This window comes from Pseudomonas sp. NPDC087690 (genome assembly GCF_044743175.1).
GTDB lineage: Bacteria > Pseudomonadota > Gammaproteobacteria > Pseudomonadales > Pseudomonadaceae > Aquipseudomonas.
On sequence record NZ_JBIUVX010000090.1, the window covers coordinates 1 to 4,439 of the forward strand.

Below are 4,439 nucleotides of genomic sequence, written 5' to 3' on the forward strand. Positions count from 1 at the left end.
GCCTCAAGGCTTGGTTAGATTCGAGTGATACGGCCTTTATAGATGTTTGCCTTCGTCTTCTCGCGTGCACATGATTCGATGTCCAGGTCGTAGAGGCGTTGGCCATCTACCAGTGCAACACGCAACTCTTCGGGTTGAGTTGCGTTAATCAGCATTCTTTTCATGTAGTACCGTCGGTTTCCGGGCAGCCGGAAACGGCGTTCGGCACACACGACTTCTCACGGTCGGTGTCAGGTGCGTCGGGAGTGGGGGGCCATTCCCGTGTCCAGCGATATGCGGCCAATTGGGCCGATATAGCGACGTACGCGTCCTGCTTGCTGTGGCTACTTAAGCACTCAGTCAGGAGGAGGAATCAACCAGCGGCTGTGGACGAGATGAAGCGTCTTGATAAAGCCTATTGCTACACAGTCCGGCGGTTGTGCATCTCCACCCTACACGTATCCCTGATAATTCGGGTGCTGCCGCGCGCAGAATCCGCAGCGGGTTGGCATTTACCGTGAGCTCCGAAAGGGGAAGTCACGCATCATGGCTAATTCAGGCGTTGTTTCCGAAGCATTCGCTCGGGGTCATCTGCAGCTGACTGCACTTTGTGAACTGGCCTTGAATGTGTGCCTGCCAGGCGAGTAAAAACTCTGCTCGGCGGTGTAATTCAGGCCTCATGTCACCTGCGCTTGTTACAACTGCAAACTCCACCGTTACGTAGCGAAAGCCCCGTAGGACGGCCTCGCGTCCTGGTGAATTGCGTTGGTCAGGGCCGGTTTTTGACCGTGGTTCCGCTGTCCAGGCCGCTTTTGGCGGCGTTCGCGACTATAGCAGCAATGATTAAGTGCTTCAATTCCATAAAAATTGTTATCATCCGCGGCATGACAACTACTGCCCCTTCGACTCCAGGCGTTCAATTGCTTGAAGTCTCGCCGGAGTATGCCGGCCAACGAATCGACAACTTTCTCCTCGCCCGGCTCAAAGGCGTGCCCAAGACCTTGATTTACCGCATTTTGCGCAAAGGCGAAGTGCGCGTGAACAAAGGTCGGATCAAGCCCGAATACAAGCTGCAGGCCGGTGATATCGTGCGCGTGCCGCCGGTTCGCGTGCCTGAGCGTGACGAGCCGGTGCCACTGGCCCAAGGCCTGTTGCAGCGCCTGGAAGCCTCGATTGTTTTCGAAGACAAAGCCCTGATCGTGATCAACAAGCCCGCCGGCATTGCGGTTCACGGTGGCAGCGGCCTGAATTTCGGCGTGATCGAAGCCTTTCGTCAGTTGCGTCCCGATACCAAAGAGCTGGAGCTGGTGCACCGTCTCGACCGCGACACCTCCGGCCTGCTGATGATCGCCAAAAAGCGCAGCATGCTGCGCCACTTGCACGAGCAATTGCGCGGCGATGGCGTCGACAAGCGCTACATGGCGCTGGTTCGCGGCAACTGGGCGACTTCGATCAAGAAAGTCAGCGCGCCATTGCTCAAGAGCAATCTGCGTTCCGGCGAGCGCATGGTTGAAGTCAACGAAGAAGGCAAAGAAGCCTTGACCCTGTTCAAAGTGCTGCGCCGCTTCGGCGATTTTGCCACCATGGTCGAGGCTAAACCGGTGACCGGTCGTACCCACCAGATTCGCGTGCACACCTTGCATGCTGGCCATTGCATTGCTGGCGACAGCAAGTACGGCGATGAGGATTTCACCAAGGAAATCCGCGATCTGGGCGGCAAGCGCCTGTTCCTGCACGCTTACATGCTGACCGTGCCGCTGCCCGATGGCGGCAAGCTGACCTTGCAGGCGCCGGTCGATGAAATGTGGGCCAAGACCGTGGAGCGATTGAGTGCGCCCATCTGATTACAAGCTGCTGATTTTCGATTGGGACGGCACGCTGGCTGACTCCATTCACCGGATTGTCGAGGCGATGCACTCGGCGTCCGGGCGTTCCGGTTTCGAGTTGCGCGATGATTTTGCCGTCAAGGGCATCATCGGTCTCGGCTTGCCGGAGGCGATTCGCACGCTGTATCCCGAAATCAGCGACGCCGAAATGACCTTGTTTCGCGAGTATTACGCTGATCACTATATCGCCGCTGAGGCCGTGCCTTCGCCGTTGTTCGAAGGCGTAGTCGAGTCGATGGCGTCGTTTCGTGAGCAGGGCTATCACCTGGCTGTCGCCACCGGCAAGAATCGTCGCGGCCTGGATCGGGTGCTCAAGGCCAATGGCTGGGAAGATTATTTCGATATCACTCGCGCCGCCGATGAAACTGCCAGCAAGCCGCACCCTCTGATGCTTGAGCAGATCCTTGCGCATTGCGGCGTGCGCGCCGAGCAGGCGCTGATGGTTGGCGATTCGTCCTTTGATCTGCTGATGGCGCGTAACGCGGGGATGGATTCGGTGGCGGTCAGTTATGGCGCGCAATCGATCGAATCCCTGCAACAGTTCGAGCCGCGCCTGTCGATCGACCGTTTTTCCGAATTGCATGCCTGGCTGGGGCAGCAGGCTTAATACGTTTTTGCTGGGGTGGATGGCATGACCGACGAATGGAAAGCACCGGCCAAGGCAAGTGCCGAGGGCGGTGACGAGAAAAGCTGGAAGCTATTGGAAAAGACCCTCCTCGCGGGCGTCCAGGAGCAGCGTCGTTCGCGGCGTTGGGGGATTTTCTTCAAGCTCTTGACCTTTGTTTATCTGTTCGTGGCATTGATCCTGTTTACGCCGCTGATGGACATGGAAAAGAGCGCCACGCGCGGTCCGAACTACACCGCGCTGATCGACGTCACCGGCATGATCGCCGACAAAGAGCCGGCCAGCGCCGACAACATTGTTGGTAGCTTGCGGGCGGCGTTCGAGGACAAGAAGGTCAAGGGCGTCATTCTGCGCATCAACAGCCCTGGCGGCAGTCCGGTGCAGTCGGGTTACGTCTACGACGAGATCAAGCGCCTGCGCGGCCTGCACCCCGAGATCAAGCTGTATGCGGTGATTTCCGATCTCGGCGCCTCCGGTGCCTATTACATCGCCAGTGCGGCGGACCAGATCTACGCCGACAAGGCGAGTCTGGTCGGTTCGATTGGTGTGACGGCAGCCGGATACGGCTTTGTTGGCACCATGGAGAAGCTGGGTGTTGAGCGCCGCACCTACACCTCGGGCGAGCACAAGTCGTTTCTCGATCCGTTCCAGCCGCAGAAGCCTGAAGAAACGGCGTTCTGGCAGGGCGTGCTCGACACGACGCACAAGCAGTTCATCAACAGCGTCAAGCAGGGGCGTGGCGATCGTCTGAAGGACAAGGATCATCCGGAACTGTTCTCTGGATTGGTCTGGTCGGGCGAGCAGGCGCTGCCGCTGGGCTTGATCGATGGTCTGGGCAATGCCAGTTCGGTCGCGCGTGATGTGATTGGCGAGAAAGAACTGGTCGACTTCACTGTGCAGGAGTCACCGTTCGATCGCTTCTCGAAGAAGCTCGGTGCCAGCGTGGCTGAGCAATTGGCGATGTGGATGGGTTTCCACGGGCCTTCGTTGCGCTGATTCGTTGTAAAGATCAAAAGATCGCAGCCTGCGGCAGCTCCTACAGAGATCGGTGTAGGAGCTGCCGCAGGCTGCGATCTTTTGCTTTAAGGGATCTGCACGCCTTCGATCAGCAGCATGTCGATCAGGCGAATCAGTGGCAAGCCGACCAGGCTGGTGGCGTCAGGGCCTTCCGTGGATTGAAACAGGCTCACGCCGAGGCCTTCCGCCTTGAAGCTTCCAGCACAGTCATATGGCTGCTCGATGCGCAGATAGCGCTCGATGCGCGCCTGGTCGAGCTGGCGCATGTGCACGGTAAACGGCACGCAATCGACCTGGCATTCGCCGGTCTGGCTATTGAGCAGCGCCAGACCGGTCAGGAATGTCACGCTGGCGCCACTGGCGGCCATCAGTTGTTCGCGAGCCTTCTCGAAGGTATGCGGCTTGCCGATAATCTGTTCGCCGAGGACGGCTACCTGATCCGAGCCGATAATCAGATGAGCGGGATGGCTGTCGGCCAGTGCCCGGGCTTTTTGCTCGGCGAGGCGCTTGACCAGTTCGCTGGCTGACTCGCCCGGGCGATGACTTTCATCGATATCCGGCGAGCTGCAGACGAACGGCAGGTGCAGGCGGGCGAGCAATTCCCGACGATAGGTCGAGCTTGAAGCGAGTAATAAAGGCAGCATTCGCATCTCCTGAGGCAGGTGCGAATTCTAGCGGAGGCACGCAAGTGACGGACAGGGCACAATTTCCTTTGACATGGGTGGGTGCATCCCTATAATGCTGCGCCTATGTTGAATGACCCGATTCCACCTCACGTTGACCCGCGCAAATTGGCTGATCGTGGCACCACCCTTCAAGGTGATTTGCTGCTAGCCGATTTGAAGAGACTCTGCGACCCGCTTTCCTACGATGTCGGTACGGTGCAGGCGAAATTCGTTTTTGAACGAGATGAAAGTAAATCTGTTGTAATC

General features: G+C 58.1%; 4 protein-coding genes and 2 pseudogenes. 4 read left to right on the forward strand and 2 right to left on the reverse strand.

Annotation, left to right across the window (positions count from 1 at the left end):
• Positions 1-17: 17 nt before the first annotated feature.
• Positions 18-164, reverse strand: a pseudogene (locus tag ACIPIZ_RS29395) (hypothetical protein); the annotation flags it as partial.
• Positions 165-863: 699 nt separating this feature from the next.
• On the opposite strand from ACIPIZ_RS29395, the gene rluC reads away from it, so the two are divergent.
• The 3 genes from rluC to ACIPIZ_RS29410 are packed head-to-tail and all read left to right on the forward strand — an operon-like array spanning position 864 to position 3,486.
• A complete protein-coding gene (gene rluC, locus ACIPIZ_RS29400; RefSeq protein ID WP_064391512.1) occupies positions 864-1,823 on the forward strand; it encodes a 23S rRNA pseudouridine(955/2504/2580) synthase RluC in 960 nt (319 codons plus the stop codon).
• Positions 1,810-2,472 (forward strand): HAD-IA family hydrolase, encoded by a 663-nt coding sequence (locus ACIPIZ_RS29405; protein ID WP_064391511.1) that lies wholly within the window; start codon positions 1,810-1,812, stop codon positions 2,470-2,472. The genes rluC and ACIPIZ_RS29405 overlap by 14 nt, the downstream gene beginning before the upstream one ends.
• Before the next feature lie 24 nt (positions 2,473-2,496).
• Positions 2,497-3,486 (forward strand): S49 family peptidase, encoded by a 990-nt coding sequence (locus tag ACIPIZ_RS29410; RefSeq protein WP_064391510.1) that lies wholly within the window; start codon positions 2,497-2,499, stop codon positions 3,484-3,486.
• A gap of 86 nt (positions 3,487-3,572) precedes the next feature.
• Here the strand turns inward: ACIPIZ_RS29410 and ACIPIZ_RS29415 are convergent, their stop codons facing one another.
• A complete protein-coding gene (locus ACIPIZ_RS29415; protein WP_064391509.1) occupies positions 3,573-4,151 on the reverse strand; it encodes a nucleoside triphosphate pyrophosphatase in 579 nt (192 codons plus the stop codon).
• A 105-nt stretch (positions 4,152-4,256) separates the two neighbouring features.
• Between ACIPIZ_RS29415 and ACIPIZ_RS29420 the strand changes: the two are divergent.
• Positions 4,257-4,439, forward strand: a pseudogene (locus tag ACIPIZ_RS29420) (metal-binding protein); the annotation flags it as partial.